The organism is Ruegeria sp. E5 (genome assembly GCF_056534105.1).
Genome location: NZ_JBQFPA010000003.1, coordinates 417,396 through 431,612 on the forward strand (window position 1 = coordinate 417,396; position 14,217 = coordinate 431,612).

Sequence of the window (14,217 nt, forward strand, 5' to 3'; positions counted from 1 at the left end):
AAATGTGCTGAGTGTGCCGGGTAAGTTTCGGCCAGAACGGGCTGATTAAGGGCAGAGGCGCGGATGCAGTCACAACAACAAACCCATTCAATCATGGCGTCGTTGCTGATGGTTGCGGCCATGTCCATTATCGGCGTGATCGACAATTTCGTGATCCGCGTGGCCGAGAGCGTGGGGCTTTGGCAGTTTCACCTAAGTCGCGCCTTACTGATGCTGCCGCTGATCGCGGTGTTGTCGATATTGGGTTTGGGCACCTTGAGGCCCCGGCGGATTGGTGTCGTCGCGGTGCGCAGCGTGTTGATCACGCTGGCGATGCTCTTCTATTTCAGCGCGCTGGCATTGATGCCCATCGCTCAGGCGCTTGCCGGGTTATTCACATCGCCGATATTCGTGCTGTTGATTTCGGCCCTTTTGTTGAAACAGCGCATAGGTCCCTGGCGGATCGTGGCTGTTTTATTGGGGTTTTCGGGAATTCTGTGCGTATTGCAACCGGACCCGACATCGTTTGATGTAAAGACGCTGCTGCCAGTCGCTGGTGGCTTCTTTTACGCACTCAGCGCTGTTGTAACGCGCACCCACTGTTCCGATGAAAGCACTGTTGCGCTGCTGGCGGCGATGGTTGTCACACTGGGGCTTGCGGGGGCGATCGGACTGATCTGGCTTGCCCTGTTTCCGGTTGACGTGCCAGTCGGGCCGGATGGCTTCGCGATGCGCGGTTGGGTTTGGCCGATGCAAGACGCGTTGCCTTGGGTTGTGGTTCAGGCCGTGGGCTCAACAATTGCCGTTTTTATGCTGATCAAAGCCTATCAACTGGGTGAGCCATCATATGTCGCAGTCTTTGAATACTCGGTCATGATATTTGGCCCGCTCTTTGCCTGGGTGGCGTTTGGGCAGTCCGTCGGGCAGATGCAAATCATCGGCATTGGCATGATCGCCTCTGCCGGAGTGCTGCTTGGGTGGCGGGAGCGGCGGTTATCCTCGCTGCAGCATGCGGCGCAGTAAGAACGGAATAGAATCGGCTTGTATCCCTCTTAGCATCGTTTCGAAATGCATATCAAAGCTCGCTCGGAATACTGATTTGTTTATTCAAAACCAGTAAATTGCGGCGAAACTGACCTAATTTGGCCTCAAATGTGGCAAAACTAAGTCCAATTGAGGCACAACTCTAAGACCTTCTGAGTTGTGTGAAGGTGCCAACAGGGGGACGGCACGTGTTAGAGTTAGTGAGTGTTTCGGGGTATTCGAAACGTGAAGTTAAAGGCCGACAGGCCTTTGTGGGACAGGCCGCATCAGCGCGTCGTGGGGGATTGCTGCACGGAACCAAAGTGTCCACAACAGGGGGCTGGAAACGGGTCGAAAGACTAGTTGCAGGCGATCTGGTGCGGACCCGGGACCATGGGTTCAAAGAACTGAGGCGCGTTTGCGTCGACCGGATCGTGGTGCCGGGAGACGAACGCAGGCCCGAGCATCTGCCGATCCTTGTGCCATCCCGAGCAGCTTATAATGGGCGCCCAGTCTGGCTGATGCCGGAACAGGGTATGGCATTGGATCAAGGCAAGCTTGGTGTTGGAATCGAGGGGGTTTCGATCATTCCAGCTCGAACGCTCAGCGGGGTGGGGCGTATTGAGTCCAGCACGCCTGCGCAGTCATTCGATGTCACGTCATTATTCTTTGACGAGGATGAGCTGGTTTTTATCGAGGGCGGATTTCAGGCTTATTGCCCGTCCGGTCGCATGAATACCGGGTCAAGTCGAAACCCTGAGGCCTATGAAGTCGCGGATGCTGAACACGCCGATCTTCTGATCGAGGCCGTGACCGGCAAAGGGAACCTTTCGGCTTTAACCAACCCGTTGGCTGCGTTACCTGCACCCATTCCGCAAGAGCCAATTTTCCCGATCCGACCTGCATTGGGCGTACGTCGACCCGGGCGACCGGGGCGGCCCAATATGCCTGCGCTGTTCCTGCGGCCTGAATGGCAGCTGCAATAGTAGGTGTTTGAGTATGAAGCAGGCGCATGGGCTCATGCGCCTGCTGTCTTTGTTCAGGCGGCCTGTGCTTCGGGGTTGAAGCGGCCATAGAAGCTCTGACCTTTTTCCGCCATCTCGCGCAGCAGCGGCGGGCAGGTAAAGCGCTCACCATAGGCTTCGGTAAGTTGATCGCAGCGTTCGGCGGCGTAGGGCGTACCAATGATGTCCAACCAGCTGAGCGGGCCACCGGACCACGGCGCAAAGCCCCAGCCAAGTATCGCACCCACGTCGCCCTCGCGGATATCTTCCAGAACACCTTCTTCCAGCGCACGGACGGCTTCCAGAACCTGCGCGAACATCAGACGTTCCTGCACTTCGATCAGGTCGGGCTGGTTTGCGGCATGTGGGTATTTGTCCTGCAGGCCCTTCCAATACTCGACACGTTTGCCCTTGTCGTCATAGTCGAAGAATCCTGCATTGGCCTTGCGACCCAGACGACCTTGTTCTTCCATCCAAAAGATCAGATCATCGCCCGGATTTTCCGGGTAAGCGTTGCCCATAGCTGCCTTAGTAGCGCGGGCGATCTTGGCCCCCAGGTCAATCGAGGTTTCGTCGTTCAGCTGAATGGGTCCTACGGGGAAGCCCAACTGACGCGCCGCATTGTCGATCAGAACAGGGCTGACGCCTTCGGTGATCATCCGCAGACCTTCGTTGATGTACGGAATAATGCAGCGGTTGGCGTAGAAGAAGCGCGCGTCATTGACCACGATCGGTGTCTTGCGGATTTGGCGCACATAGTCCAGCGCCTTGGCGACAGCACGATCGCCGGTCTCCTTGCCTTTGATGATCTCGACCAAGAACATCTTCTCGACCGGTGAGAAGAAGTGGATGCCAATGAATTGCTCGGGCCGTACGCTGGCCCTGGCCAGATCTGTGATCGGTAGGGTCGAGGTGTTCGACGCAAAGATGCAATCCTTGGGGATGATCGCCTCGACCTTCTTGGTCATTTCAGCCTTGACGCCGGGGTCTTCGAACACGGCTTCGATGATCAGGTCGCAGCCTTTCAGGTGCTCCAGATCGGGCGTGGCGGTAATGCGGTCCAACAGGGCTTCTTTCTTCTCAGCCGTCGCTTTGCCGCGCTTGATCCCTTTATCCATGTAGCTTTCGCTATAGGCTTTGCCCTTGTCGGCAGCCGCCTGATCGCGGTCGATCAGAACGACCTCCATCCCGGCCTGTGCCGAGACTAGCGCGATACCAGCCCCCATCATGCCGGCACCCAGAACGCCGATCTTCTTGACCCGCTGATCGGGCACGTCCTTGGGCCGCACTGCGCCTTTCTCCAGCGCCTCCTTGTTCAGAAACAGCGACCGGATCATCGCTGACGAAGACGGGTTCATGAGCACGTTGGTGAACCAGCGCGCCTCAATCTTCAAGGCGGTGTCAAAGTCAACCAATGCGCCTTCGTAGATTGAACTCAACAGAGCCTTGGCCGCTGGGAAGGCACCTTGAGTCTTGCCGTTCACCATGGCGCTTGCGCCGACGAAGGTCATGAAACCTGCGGGGTGGTAGGGTGCGCCGCCGGGCATCTTGTAGCCCTTGGCATCCCACGGCTTTACCAGATCAGCTTCCTTGGCGTTCAGTACCCATTCCTTGGCCGCCGCAACCGGATCATCCGCCACCGCGTCGATCAGTTGTGCGCCTTTGGCCTTCTTCGGGTCCATCATCTTGCCTTCAAGCAAGACGGGTGCCGCTGCCATTGCGCCGACCATACGGCTGTAGCGCATGGTGCCGCCTCCACCGGGGAAGATACCCAGCAGAATCTCAGGCAGGCCGATCTTGGATTTCGGATTGCTGGTCATCACACGGTGATGACAGGCCAATGCGATCTCGGTCCCGATCCCTGCGCAGGTGCCGTTGATGGCACAGGCGACCGGCTTGCCGCCTTTTTTGGACTTGGGGTCCATGCCTGCCAGTTCCAGCCGACGCAGGATGTTATGGCCACTCATGACGAAATCGAACAGTGCCTGCGCGGGTTCGTCGCCGGCCTCCTGTCGGATCGTGGCGAGCGTGCTCAAGTCCATGCCGCCTGCAAACGACCCTTCTTTTCCACTGGTGATAACGATGCCCTTGATCTCATCATCCGCCAGCGCCTGATCGATCAGATCACCGACCAGAGTGAAGGCCTCGCGCGACAGGACGTTCATGGATTTGCCGGGAACGTCCCAGGTGATGAAGGCGACGCCATCGGCGTCTTTGCTGAGGGTGAAATCAGTCATTGTCATCTCCAATCTGGTCAGCCGTCAGCGGGCTGCCATCCTTGCGAGTGAAAGAGAATCCGTTCTCATCATCTTTCACCATCATGTCTATATCGCTGTAATAGCCGGTCTCGGTCGGGGTCCGGGTGCCCACCACCAGAAAGGTTGCGGGCGTGTCGGTTTTGTTCACAAGGTGATGGCCATTGGCCTCACCTGCAGGCCAAGCGGCGCAGTCACCGGGCAGCATCTCATGCTCGCCATCATCATCGATCAGAATGCATTTGCCGCTGAGCATGATGGCAAACTCGTCCTGCTCCATGTGGTAATGGCGCAGCGAGGATAGCCCCGAGGGCTCCAAACGCACGATGTTGACCCCGTATTGGGTCAGCCCGCCTGCATCTCCGACGCGCTGGACAAAACGACCCGCGGTGGCCTCGGCTAACTTGCCGGGATAAGATGAACCGCCTTTGAACGGTATCTGAGAAAGATCCAGTTTGGGCATCAGACGCGCTCGATAATTGTTGCCGCGCCCATACCGGATGCGATGCAGAGTGTGGCCAGACCGGTTTCCTTGTCCTGACGCTCAAGCTCATCCAGCAGCGTACCGATAATCATCGCGCCGGTTGCACCCAGCGGGTGACCCATCGCGATCGAGCCGCCGTTCACGTTCACCAGCGCCGGATCGACGTCGAACGCCTGCTGGAAGCGCAGCACGACCGAGGCGAAGGCTTCGTTCACTTCGAAAAGGTCAAGATCGCCGATTTTCATTCCGTTGTCGGCCAGAATTTTCTCAGTCACCGGAACCGGACCGGTCAGCATTATTGTCGGATCGGTGCCGATCTTGGCAGTTGCTTTGATGCGCGCGCGCGGCTTCAGGCCGTATTTCTCGCCGAACTCCTTATTGCCGATCAGCACAGCCGCCGCACCGTCGACGATGCCCGAGCTGTTGCCCGCGTGGTGGATGTGGTTGATCCGCTCAAGATGCGGGTATTTGATCATCGCAACCTTGTCGAAGCCCGGCATTTGTTCACCCATCATGGCAAAGGACGGGTTCAGCGCGCCGAGGCTCTGCATATCTGTTCCGGGGCGCATATATTCGTCGCGGTCCAGAATGGTCAGGCCGTTTTGATCTTTGATTGTGATGACCGATTTCTCGAACCGGTTGTCCTCCCACGCCGCTGCAGCGCGTTTCTGAGATTCAACGGCCAGCGCATCCGCGTCATCGCGGCTGAAACCATATTCGGTCGCGATAATATCTGCCGAGATACCCTGCGGCACAAAATAGGTTTCCATCGCCAAAGACGGGTCGACGGCAATCGCCGCACCGTCGCTGCCCATGGCCACCCGGCCCATCATCTCGACACCACCTGCGATATAGGCTTCACCCGCGCCACCTTTGACCTGGTTTGCCGCCAAGTTAACAGCTTCCATGCCCGAGGCGCAGAAACGGTTGATCGCCAGACCGGGGATCGATTCATCTAGATCCGAAGCCAGAACTGCCGAGCGCGCCAGACAGCCACCTTGCTCCATCACCTGCGTGACGTTGCCCCAGATCACATCCTCGACGGCGTGACCTTCCAGATTATTGCGCTCTTTCATTGCGTTCAGGGTCAGGGCGGACAGGCGCACCGTGGTTACCTCGTGCAGGCTGCCATCCTTGCGGCCCTTGCCGCGCGGCGTGCGCAGGGCATCATAGATATAAGCTTCGGTCATGGGGTCTTCTCCTTAAGCTCGATCCGACGGGTTGCCGGGCATCAGGTCGTAGGGGTGTTTCCAACCGGGCTGTTCGCCAAGGCGCGTCAGCCAGGCATCGATGTTGGGCCAGTCGGCGCGATCAAAGCCAAATGGTTCGGGATAATAGAGGTAGCCGCAGCAGCTGATGTCGGCATTGGTCACGCCGTCACCAACGATCCAGTCGCGGCCTTCAAGATGGGCGTTCAGTGTCTGATAAGCAGCCTTGAGGCGACCCTGATTGAACGCGATAACATCCGGATTGCGGTGCTTTTCGGGCAGGAAGTTGATCAGAAAACGAGTCAGTCCGGCCATCGAGCTAAGCTTGTGGTTGTCCCAAAGAACCCATCTGAAAATCTCGTAATTTTCGTCACGATCCTTGCCGCCGAATTTTCCGGATTTCTCGGTGACATAGGCCTGAATTGCTCCGGACTGGCTGGTGCGAAAATCGCCATCTACCAGTACGGGTGCTTCGCCCATTTCGTTCACTTCGGCCCGGAATTCAGGGGTGCGCGTTGCGCCGTTGAAAAAGTCGACAAAGACCGCCTCCCACTCCAGACCCGACATCTCAAGCGCCAGAGCGGCTTTGTAGCTGTTTCCGCTTTCACCGAAGCAATGCAGTTTGATGGTCATTTGGGCGCCCCTCCCAAGGCGTATTGCGCGTTCAGCGCTTTCTTGCGTCCAGCTCGGAGTTGAAGATGCGCAATCTGTGCGTCAGGTTCTCGTGATCAATCACGCTATTGAAATTCTCGAACAGGAACGACAAAGCCTCACCTTCATCCAATCCCGCCTCTCGCGCGAAACCGCGGAGTTTGCGATAGCCATCCTCGGTCATGGCGACGGGAAAGCGGCGGGTCAGGCGAAAGCGTTTTGGCATCTTGTCTCCTCCAAGGGTGGGTTCGGGCTACGACGCCCAAGCCCACACTGAGATCAGAAGTTCGCTGCGTCCAGCGCCATTACCGTGTCCGCTCCGGTTTGGATGCGCGCCAAATGCATGGCTGTCGCGGGCAGGCGACGGGCCATGTAGAAGCGACCGGTATTGATCTTGGTCTCGTAGAACTCTTTGTCCGAGGCGCCACCATCCAGCGCTTCGCGAGCGGCTTTCGCCATCTGAGCCCACATCAGGCCCAGGCAAACATGACCAAACATGTGCATGAAGTCATACGAACCGGACAGCGCGTTGTTAGGGTTCTTCATGCCTTCCTGCATGAAATACATGCCAGCGGCTTGCAGGTCCTTGGACGCGGCCTTCAGCGGTTCGATGAACGCTTTGTCATAAGCTTCATCCTTGCCGGCATTTTCATTGCAGAAGGTTTTAACCATCTCAAAGAACGCCATGACATGCTTGCCGCCATCCTGCGCCAGCTTCCGGCCAACAAGATCCAACGCCTGAACGCCGTTTGCCCCTTCGTAGATCATCGCGATGCGGGCGTCGCGGGTGTATTGCGACATGCCCCATTCTTCGATGTAGCCATGGCCGCCATAGACCTGCTGCGCCTGAACGGTCATGTCGTAGCCTTCATCCGTCAGGAAGCCCTTGATGACCGGTGTCAGCAGCGAGATCAGCCCGTCCGCATCCTTGTCACCCGAGCGGTGCGCCTTGTCGATCATGGTTGCGCCCCACAGGATGAATGCGCGTGCGCCCTCGGTGAAGCTTTTCTGATCCATCAGGTTGCGGCGAATGTCGGGGTGTACGATCAGCGGATCGGCGGGGCCGTCCGGGTTCTTCACACCTGTTACGTCGCGGCCCTGCAGGCGGTCTTTGGCGTATTCGACGGCGTTTTGATACGCTGCCTCGGCCTGAGACAGTCCTTGCATGCCCACACCCAGACGCGCTTCGTTCATCATCGTGAACATGGCGCGCATGCCTTTGTGTTCGTCGCCCAGCAGCCAGCCGGTGGCCTCGTCATAGTTCATGACGCAGGTCGAGTTGCCGTGGATGCCCATCTTTTCCTCGATCTTGCCGACCGAAACACCATTACGCTCGCCAGGAGTACCGTCTTCGTTCACGATAAACTTCGGGACAATAAACAGCGACACACCTTTGATGCCCTCGGGTCCGCCTGGAATTTTGGCCAGCACCAGGTGAATGATGTTGTCGGCCATGTCGTGATCGCCCGCCGAGATAAAGATTTTCTGACCGGAAATCTTGTAGCTACCGTCGCCCTGAGGTTCCGCCTTGGTGCGCATCAGGCCCAGATCGGTACCGCAATGCGGTTCGGTCAGGTTCATGGTGCCGGTCCATTCGCAGCTGACCATGTTGGGCAGGTACGTGTTCTTTTGCTCATCCGAACCATGCGCGAGGATTGCCGAGGCTGCGCCGTGGGTCAGGCCCTGATACATCACAAACGCCTGGTTCGCGCCCGAGAACATTTCGCCCACCGCAGTACCCATCACATAAGGCATGTTCTGGCCGCCATACTCTTCCGGCATGTCGAGGCCAGTCCAGCCGCCTTCTTTCATCTGCTCGAAGGCATCTTTGAAACCTGTTGGGGTGTACACAATCCCGTTTTCCAACCGGCACCCTTCGATGTCGCCAACCACGTTCAGCGGGTGCAACACATTGGTGGCAACTTTGCCCGCTTCTTCCAGAACCGCGCCGGTAAACTCGGCCTCCAGTTCATCATAGCCGGGGATATCCGACTGCGAGACTTTCAGAACATCGTGCAGGATGAACTGCGTATCTTTGGTTGGCGCGTTATAGACGGGCATGTGAAGCTCCCTTAATTCATATGTCCGAAAGGCCGGGCTTATTCGGCGGCCTTCTTTTCCTGTTTCATCGAGGCGATAACCTTTTCGCCCCAGCGCAACTGCTCTTTCAGTTCGTCAATGGCCTGCGTCAGCTCTTCGCGGCGCGATTCCATGTCAGCAAGACGCTCGCACGCGATTTCATAAGTGCGGGACATCTGGGTCAGCTGCTGGTCACCCACGTGGTACAGGTCCAGAAGCTGGCGGATCTCTTCGAGGCTGAAGCCAAAGCGCTTGCCGCGCAGGATCAGTTTCAGGCGTGCACGATCCCGTTTGGTGAACAAGCGCTTTTGGCCCTCGCGGATCGGAAACAAAAGCTCTTTGGCCTCGTAGAACCGCAATGTGCGGGGCGTGACATCATATGTCTCGCACATTTCACGGATGGTCAGCAGATCTTCGGTCATGGTTCAAACTCTCATCACTGGCGTCATGCAATCTGAGTTGCGCAGTCGATGAGCGTTTTACAACACACAAGTGACGTTTACGTAATGCGGACGCTGCGTCACAAAATAGTTGACGTAACATCCAGTCGCGTAAGCAGGGGTTTCGGCAATTTTCTTGCCGTAGGGGAAGGAGCTATTTCAGCAGGCCGACGGTCTGATCGCGCAATTGCTGAAGCGCATCCATTGCTTCATCCAACTGCGCGCGCTGCTGGCGCAGCTCTTCCATTTGACGATCGGCCATCTCGATAAAGGTCGCCATCTGCGCCTGATTGCCCTGATCTTCGTAGATCAGCAGCCACTGGCGAATCTCTTCCAAAGGAAATCCGAACTTTCGACCACGCATGATCAGTTTCATCCGGGCGCATTCACGAGGCCCATAAAATCGCGACCTGCCTTCACGGTCAGGCTGCAGCAATTCGATGTACTCATAGTAGCGCAGGGTGCGTGGGGTCACGTCGAACTCGGCGCACATTTCTTTGAATGACAAACGGGTGTCGGACATTCCGGGTCTCCTTGGCAGCAACCTAGGGCGTCGTTGCGGCAAGCGCAACAGGTGGGCTTGCCCTTGGTGTAAACGCAGGCCCATAAAGGGGCAGGTACAAGGACAGGACCCAACCCCATGGTCGATAAGACAGTTTTAGCGCGGCAATTCATCGAGGCGATTCCGCACGCCAAGGCCTTGGGGCTTGATCTGACCCACATCGGAGAGGGCGAGGCTGAAATCTCGATGCCCTATAACGAGCAACTGATCGGCGACCCTCGGACTGGCGTGATCCATGGCGGGGCTGTGTCGGCCATGCTGGATACCTGTTGCGGTGCCGCAGTGATGAGCCACCCCTCGGCCCCGGGAGGAACCGCCACCATCGATCTGCGTATTGATTACATGCGGGCCGCAACGCCGGGTCAAAGTATCCGGACCCGCGCGACCTGCTATCACATCACGCGCAACGTGGCTTTTGTGCGGGCGACGGCGACGGATGATGACAGCGACCGTCCCGTTGCCACCGCTTCAGGTGCCTTCACTGTGGAGGGTCGCTGAGATGGCAAGACCTCGCCCAGAACCTATGCAGGTGGTCAAGCAACGCCGTGATGCCGCATTGACCGCGCTGGTCGAAGGTGTGCCGTATATTCGGTTCCTCAATATAACATTCGACCGGCGGGGGGACGAACTGACAGGCGTTCTGAATTTCGATGAGAAGTTGATCGGTAATCCTTTTCTACCCGCTATCCACGGTGGGGTGACAGCGGCGTTTCTGGAAGTCACTGCCGTAATCACGCTGAGTTGGGAACATATGTTTCCCAGGATTGAAAGCGGTGAGATCGGTGCGGAGGACATCCTGACTGACGTGAATATCCGCTTTCCCAAAACCATCGACTTCACGGTCGACTACCTGCGGTCGGGCCTGCCGCGAGACGCCTATGCGCGCGCTTTCATCAACCGCTCGGGTCGACGTTATGCCTCTGTCCGGGTCGAAGCCTGGCAAGACAATCACGCCAAACTCTTTGCGCAAGGTACGGGGCACTTCCTGATGCCGCAATCTCCGACATCGAAAGACTAAGGATGGAGGACGCCTCAGCGCCCATTACCCATCGGCGCGTTTTGAAAATCGCGTTGCCGATCGTGCTGTCAAACGCGACCGTACCGATCCTCGGGGCAGTGGATACCGGCGTTGTCGGTCAGATGGGGCAGGCCGCCCCCATCGGGGCTGTGGGCATGGGTGCGGTGATCCTGTCTGCGATCTACTGGATTTTCGGCTTTCTGCGGATGGGCACCACCGGGCTGGCGGCACAGGCGCGCGGTGCAGGTGACACTGCAGAAACCGGAGCGTTGCTCATGCGAGGCTTGCTGCTGGGCGGAACAGCAGGATTGGTCTTCATTGCCGCGCAGGTTTGGGTATTCCTTGGAGCTTTTGCACTGTCGCCCGCCAGCGCCGAAGTCGAGTCTCTGACGCGCGCCTATCTGGAGATTCGCATCTGGGGCGCTCCGGCCACGATTGCCCTTTATGCGGTGACAGGCTGGCTGATCGCAGTCGAACGCACGCGAGGTGTATTCATCCTGCAGATATGGATGAATGGGCTGAATATAGCGCTGGATCTATGGTTTGTGCTTGGCCTGGGCTGGGGTGTCGAGGGCGTTGCCATCGCGACACTGATTGCCGAGTGGACGGGTCTTGCCCTGGGTTTGTGGCTTTGTGGTGATGCGTTTGGCGGCAAGCAATGGCGGGATTGGCCGCGTATTTTTGATGCCGCACGGCTGCGCCGGATGATGCAGGTGAATGGCGATATCATGGTGCGCTCGGTTCTGTTGACCGGAGCATTCACCACGTTTTTGTTTGTCGGTTCCGATCTGGGCGACGTGAATTTGGCGGCCAATCAGGTGTTATTGCAGTTTCTCGAAATCACCGCGTTCGCTTTGGACGGCTTTGCTTTCTCGGCAGAAGCTCTTGTTGGAGGAGCCGTCGGTGCTCGTGACCGCCGGAAGGTCCGGCGCGCGTCGGTCATGGCTTCGCAATGGGGCGTTGGCGGGGCCATCGGGCTTGGGCTGGTGTTTTACCTGGCAGGGCCCGCGCTGATCGATCTGATGTCGACATCGCCTGAAGTTCGTATGACGGCACGCGAGTATCTGCTCTGGGCTGCTCTGGCACCGATCATCGGAGTGGCAAGCTGGATGTTCGACGGTATCTATATCGGCGCCACCTGGACCCGCGATATGCGCAACGCGATGATCCAGTCAGTCGCGCTGTACGTGGTTGCGTTGTTCGTGCTGGTGCCAACGATGGGCAATCATGGGCTTTGGGCCGCGCTGATGGTGTTGAACATCGCACGGGGCCTTACGCTTGGTTGGCGCTATCCACGACTTGAGGCACAGATCGCCTAAAGCAAGTCCAGCAGGTTCTCGGGCGGGCGTCCGATAGCGGCTTTGTCGCCCGCGATGGCCAGCGGACGTTCGATCAGGATCGGGTGTTCGGCCATGGCCTGAACAAGCTCCTCATCGGGCGAGGTCTTGGCCAGACCAAGCTCTTTGAACGTTTTCTCTCCGGTGCGCATCATGCTGATCGCCGGGATATTCAGCTTGGCCAGAACCGTCCGGATTTCATCGGCCGAGGGCGCGTCTTCGAGGTATTTGCGCACCTCAGGATCTGCGCCGTTTTCCTGCAGCAACGCCAACCCCGCGCGGGATTTGGAACAGCGCGGATTGTGCCAGTATTCGATCATAGCCAGTCCTCTCGTTTGCTGCCCACCGCCTGTGCGACCGAGGCGAAGCCGTCGCGTGCCAGCAATGCATCCAGCCCCTGCGCGATGTCAGCGGCCAGGGAAATCCCGCCATAGACCATCGCCGTGTAGAACTGCACTGCGGACGCTCCGGCGCAGATCTTGGCATAGGCCTGTTCTGCCGTGCTGATGCCGCCGACCCCGATCAACGGGATATCTGCGCCCGTCAAATGGCTGAGCTGCGCCAGCACCCGCGTCGATTTCTCGAATAACGGCGCGCCGGACAGGCCTCCGGCCTGATCCTTGTGCGCACTGCGCAGGCCATCGCGCGACAGTGTGGTGTTGGTGGCGATCACCGCGTCCACGCCGGTTTCACGGGCGACAGCGGCGATATCCTGCAATTCGTGCTCAGTTAGATCCGGGGCGATCTTCAGGAAGATCGGGATCGGGCGGGGCAGGGCGTTTCGGGTTTCGATCACACCGCTCAGCAACGCAGTTAGCGCCGCTTTGCCCTGCAAATCTCGCAGCTTTTCGGTATTGGGCGAGGACACGTTGACGGTGGCAAAGTCCAAATGCGCAGCGCATTGGGCAAGCACTTTTGCGAAGTCTCCGGGCCGATCATCACTGTCTTTGTTGGCCCCAAGGTTCAAACCGATCACCGCGTCCTTTGGACGCTGCGCCAGACGCGCGGCCATGACCTCCATTCCCTCGTTGTTGAAGCCAAAGCGGTTGATGGCGGCGCGATCTTCGGTCAGGCGGAACAAGCGCGGTTTAGGATTGCCGGGCTGCGGACGGGGTGTCACCGCCCCGACTTCGATAAACCCGAACCCGGCGCGTGAAAGCGGCAACAGTGCTTCGCCATTTTTGTCAAACCCTGCGGCCAGTCCGACGGGGTTGGGCAAATCCAGACCCGCGACTCGGGTCTTCAGCCGGTCCGATGTGACCGGCCCAGGCGTCGGTGCAAGCCCCGAGGTCAGGGCCTTGATCGAAAGCCCATGCGCGGTTTCCGGGTCAAGACGGTGCAGCGCAGCGAGCCCAAGTTTTTCGGTCAGTTTCATCCGAAGGAATCTCCACCCTCTGTCGGCGCGCAACGTATCAGGCGCGAGGTTTCAACGGCGGCCTGCCCGTGTATCACCGCGGCGCGATAGGCAGGGTCGGTCACCATCTCAAGAAATGCGTGGGCGGTGGGGTAGCGGGCGATGAACACAGCATCCCAAGCCTCATTTTGTGGACCGATCAGCATAGTCTGAAATGCGCCGCGCCAAAGGATCGACGCTCCTATGCGGGCGACGATAGGCGCGGTTTCAGACCCGTATTTGCCATAGGCCTGTGCGCCGGTCAGATGTGCGCCGGCCAGTGCGTGATCGGACGGATACTGAGCTGTTTCGCGAAACTTCACCAGATTGAGCATCTCGATAGGATGGTCTCGATCGAGGGCCTTAAACGCCTCGAACTGTTCGCGTTCGGGATCGATGAAGCGTGTCATTCCATCTCCTGCGGGAACTGGTGCGCCTGACCGTCAAAGGGCAGATCGCGTGACCAGACCACATCCGACATTCGAATCTGTCGGTAGAGATGGGGGAACAATGCGCCGCCGCGCGAGACCTCCCATTTCAGATCATCGCCCATTGCTTGGCTATCACAGGCCAGGAGGGTCAAGCCCTCGACCCCGGCAAAATGCTTGGCTGCGGTTTCAGCGGCCTGTTCTGCGGTTGAGAAATGAACGAACCCGTCCGACACATCAATCGGCGCGCCATCCGAGGCCCCTTGCGCCTGCAGGGTCGCCCATTCGTCGGCGCGGAAAATCTTGTAAATCAGCATAAAGCCCTGATGCCCCGCGCGACGGGTAGAATCAAGCTG

The 14,217-nt window shown here is 58.3% G+C and carries 17 protein-coding genes; 5 read left to right on the forward strand and 12 right to left on the reverse strand.

The genetic code is table 11. From position 1 onward, the window contains the following. Window positions 1–63: 63 nt before the first annotated feature. Window positions 64–1,002, forward strand: a complete 939-nt coding sequence (locus tag ACR0BI_RS14000) for a DMT family transporter (RefSeq protein ID WP_480562360.1) — start codon at window positions 64–66, stop codon at window positions 1,000–1,002. A 209-nt stretch (window positions 1,003–1,211) separates the two neighbouring features. Then, complete coding sequence (locus ACR0BI_RS14005) at window positions 1,212–1,988, forward strand: Hint domain-containing protein (RefSeq protein WP_255611709.1); 777 nt, start codon at window positions 1,212–1,214, stop codon at window positions 1,986–1,988. Window positions 1,989–2,041: 53 nt separating this feature from the next. Here the strand turns inward: ACR0BI_RS14005 and ACR0BI_RS14010 are convergent, their stop codons facing one another. From ACR0BI_RS14010 to ACR0BI_RS14045, 8 genes are all read right to left on the reverse strand, one after another. Beyond that, the gene (locus ACR0BI_RS14010; RefSeq protein WP_480562359.1) at window positions 2,042–4,243 is read right to left on the reverse strand and encodes a 3-hydroxyacyl-CoA dehydrogenase NAD-binding domain-containing protein; all 2,202 of its coding nucleotides are present in this window, start codon (window positions 4,241–4,243) and stop codon (window positions 2,042–2,044) included. Further along, complete coding sequence (locus ACR0BI_RS14015) at window positions 4,236–4,724, reverse strand: cupin domain-containing protein (RefSeq protein ID WP_170391922.1); 489 nt, start codon at window positions 4,722–4,724, stop codon at window positions 4,236–4,238. Before ACR0BI_RS14015 ends, ACR0BI_RS14010 begins: the two co-directional genes overlap by 8 nt. Next, entirely contained in the window at window positions 4,724–5,935 is a 1,212-nt protein-coding gene (locus tag ACR0BI_RS14020; protein WP_170625318.1) for an acetyl-CoA C-acetyltransferase, read from the reverse strand. Before ACR0BI_RS14020 ends, ACR0BI_RS14015 begins: the two co-directional genes overlap by 1 nt. Before the next feature lie 12 nt (window positions 5,936–5,947). Continuing rightward, window positions 5,948–6,586, reverse strand: a complete 639-nt coding sequence (locus ACR0BI_RS14025) for a glutathione S-transferase family protein (RefSeq protein ID WP_480562358.1) — start codon at window positions 6,584–6,586, stop codon at window positions 5,948–5,950. Window positions 6,587–6,617: 31 nt separating this feature from the next. Further along, window positions 6,618–6,830: a hypothetical protein gene (locus ACR0BI_RS14030; protein ID WP_170391916.1), complete on the reverse strand. Its 213-nt coding sequence runs from the start codon at window positions 6,828–6,830 to the stop codon at window positions 6,618–6,620. A gap of 53 nt (window positions 6,831–6,883) precedes the next feature. Then, window positions 6,884–8,665: an acyl-CoA dehydrogenase C-terminal domain-containing protein gene (locus ACR0BI_RS14035; RefSeq protein WP_480562357.1), complete on the reverse strand. Its 1,782-nt coding sequence runs from the start codon at window positions 8,663–8,665 to the stop codon at window positions 6,884–6,886. 38 nt (window positions 8,666–8,703) lie between these two features. After that, window positions 8,704–9,105, reverse strand: coding sequence for a MerR family transcriptional regulator (locus ACR0BI_RS14040; RefSeq protein ID WP_039536426.1), 402 nt, complete (start codon window positions 9,103–9,105; stop codon window positions 8,704–8,706). A 172-nt stretch (window positions 9,106–9,277) separates the two neighbouring features. Next, window positions 9,278–9,646 (reverse strand): MerR family transcriptional regulator, encoded by a 369-nt coding sequence (locus tag ACR0BI_RS14045; protein WP_170391912.1) that lies wholly within the window; start codon window positions 9,644–9,646, stop codon window positions 9,278–9,280. A 117-nt stretch (window positions 9,647–9,763) separates the two neighbouring features. On the opposite strand from ACR0BI_RS14045, the gene ACR0BI_RS14050 reads away from it, so the two are divergent. Genes ACR0BI_RS14050 through ACR0BI_RS14060 form a run of 3 tightly spaced genes read left to right on the forward strand, consistent with a single transcriptional unit; the run spans window position 9,764 to window position 12,022 of the window. Next, window positions 9,764–10,183: a PaaI family thioesterase gene (locus ACR0BI_RS14050; RefSeq protein WP_010438901.1), complete on the forward strand. Its 420-nt coding sequence runs from the start codon at window positions 9,764–9,766 to the stop codon at window positions 10,181–10,183. Window position 10,184: 1 nt separating this feature from the next. Beyond that, window positions 10,185–10,703, forward strand: coding sequence for a PaaI family thioesterase (locus ACR0BI_RS14055; RefSeq protein WP_170391910.1), 519 nt, complete (start codon window positions 10,185–10,187; stop codon window positions 10,701–10,703). A gap of 2 nt (window positions 10,704–10,705) precedes the next feature. Next, complete coding sequence (locus ACR0BI_RS14060) at window positions 10,706–12,022, forward strand: MATE family efflux transporter (protein WP_170391909.1); 1,317 nt, start codon at window positions 10,706–10,708, stop codon at window positions 12,020–12,022. Here ACR0BI_RS14060 and arsC read toward each other — a convergent pair. From arsC to ACR0BI_RS14080, 4 genes are read right to left on the reverse strand one after another with little or no spacing between them, the layout of a single operon-like run. Further along, complete coding sequence (gene arsC, locus ACR0BI_RS14065; protein WP_170420902.1) at window positions 12,019–12,360, reverse strand: arsenate reductase (glutaredoxin); 342 nt, start codon at window positions 12,358–12,360, stop codon at window positions 12,019–12,021. The genes ACR0BI_RS14060 and arsC overlap by 4 nt on opposite strands. Beyond that, entirely contained in the window at window positions 12,357–13,415 is a 1,059-nt protein-coding gene (locus tag ACR0BI_RS14070; protein ID WP_480562356.1) for a quinone-dependent dihydroorotate dehydrogenase, read from the reverse strand. Before ACR0BI_RS14070 ends, arsC begins: the two co-directional genes overlap by 4 nt. After that, a complete protein-coding gene (locus tag ACR0BI_RS14075) occupies window positions 13,412–13,843 on the reverse strand; it encodes a DUF1330 domain-containing protein (RefSeq protein ID WP_480562355.1) in 432 nt (143 codons plus the stop codon). Before ACR0BI_RS14075 ends, ACR0BI_RS14070 begins: the two co-directional genes overlap by 4 nt. Next, a complete protein-coding gene (locus tag ACR0BI_RS14080; protein WP_480562354.1) occupies window positions 13,840–14,178 on the reverse strand; it encodes a DUF952 domain-containing protein in 339 nt (112 codons plus the stop codon). The genes ACR0BI_RS14075 and ACR0BI_RS14080 overlap by 4 nt, the downstream gene beginning before the upstream one ends. Between the last annotated feature and the right edge of the window lie 39 nt (window positions 14,179–14,217).

Bases quoted from the DNA above. Each gene is read 5' to 3' on its own strand.
- ACR0BI_RS14080 (WP_480562354.1), bottom strand. From the start codon at position 14,178: ATGCTGATTTACAAGATTTTCCGCGCCGACGAATGGGCGACCCTGCAG.
- ACR0BI_RS14040 (WP_039536426.1), bottom strand. From the start codon at position 9,105: ATGACCGAAGATCTGCTGACCATCCGTGAAATGTGCGAGACATATGAT.
- ACR0BI_RS14050 (WP_010438901.1), top strand. From the start codon at position 9,764: ATGGTCGATAAGACAGTTTTAGCGCGGCAATTCATCGAGGCGATTCCG.
- ACR0BI_RS14060 (WP_170391909.1), top strand. From the start codon at position 10,706: ATGGAGGACGCCTCAGCGCCCATTACCCATCGGCGCGTTTTGAAAATC.
- ACR0BI_RS14070 (WP_480562356.1), bottom strand. From the start codon at position 13,415: ATGAAACTGACCGAAAAACTTGGGCTCGCTGCGCTGCACCGTCTTGAC.
- ACR0BI_RS14075 (WP_480562355.1), bottom strand. From the start codon at position 13,843: ATGACACGCTTCATCGATCCCGAACGCGAACAGTTCGAGGCGTTTAAG.
- ACR0BI_RS14030 (WP_170391916.1), bottom strand. From the start codon at position 6,830: ATGCCAAAACGCTTTCGCCTGACCCGCCGCTTTCCCGTCGCCATGACC.
- ACR0BI_RS14020 (WP_170625318.1), bottom strand. From the start codon at position 5,935: ATGACCGAAGCTTATATCTATGATGCCCTGCGCACGCCGCGCGGCAAG.
- ACR0BI_RS14045 (WP_170391912.1), bottom strand. From the start codon at position 9,646: ATGTCCGACACCCGTTTGTCATTCAAAGAAATGTGCGCCGAGTTCGAC.
- ACR0BI_RS14015 (WP_170391922.1), bottom strand. From the start codon at position 4,724: ATGCCCAAACTGGATCTTTCTCAGATACCGTTCAAAGGCGGTTCATCT.
- ACR0BI_RS14055 (WP_170391910.1), top strand. From the start codon at position 10,185: ATGGCAAGACCTCGCCCAGAACCTATGCAGGTGGTCAAGCAACGCCGT.
- ACR0BI_RS14000 (WP_480562360.1), top strand. From the start codon at position 64: ATGCAGTCACAACAACAAACCCATTCAATCATGGCGTCGTTGCTGATG.
- arsC (WP_170420902.1), bottom strand. From the start codon at position 12,360: ATGATCGAATACTGGCACAATCCGCGCTGTTCCAAATCCCGCGCGGGG.
- ACR0BI_RS14025 (WP_480562358.1), bottom strand. From the start codon at position 6,586: ATGACCATCAAACTGCATTGCTTCGGTGAAAGCGGAAACAGCTACAAA.
- ACR0BI_RS14010 (WP_480562359.1), bottom strand. From the start codon at position 4,243: ATGACTGATTTCACCCTCAGCAAAGACGCCGATGGCGTCGCCTTCATC.
- ACR0BI_RS14035 (WP_480562357.1), bottom strand. From the start codon at position 8,665: ATGCCCGTCTATAACGCGCCAACCAAAGATACGCAGTTCATCCTGCAC.